General features: G+C 57.9%; 1 protein-coding gene. It reads left to right on the forward strand.

Going from position 1 to position 504, the window contains the following annotated elements; translation table 11 throughout:
• A partial coding sequence (locus tag AC27K1_RS21675; RefSeq protein WP_487152878.1) for an Ig-like domain-containing protein occupies positions 1 to 504 on the forward strand: 504 nt, incomplete at both ends.

The following is a 504-nucleotide window of genomic DNA, read 5'->3' on the forward strand; positions in this document are numbered from 1 at the left end:
CAGTGTTGATACGACGACCGGTCACGAGAATGAAACCCTGACCATTGACGTACTGGCCGACGACACGGATGTGGATCACAACGACAACCCCGCCAACTTCAGTCTGGATAGTGTGGAGATCGTTGATGGAGACGGGAATCCCGTCACGGGTCAGGGCACGGTCAGCATCGCCAACAACCAGCTGCAGTTTGTGCCGGGCACGGATTTCGACAGCCTGGCCAGTGGTGACACGGCTACTGTCACTGTCCGCTATGTGATGTCCGATGACGAAGGGTCTACCTCTGAGTCAACAGCCACCATCACGGTGACCGGCACTAACGATGCGCCGGTGGCGACAGCCAATACCGCCACAGGCCATGAGAATGAAACCCTGACCATTGACGTACTGGCCGACGACACGGATGTGGATCACAACGACAACCCCGCCAACTTCAGTCTGGATGGCGTGGAGATCGTTGATGGAGACGGGAATCCCGTCACGGACCAGGGCACGGTCAGCATCGT

The sequence above is a fragment of the Kistimonas ophiarachnellae genome (assembly GCF_057552235.1).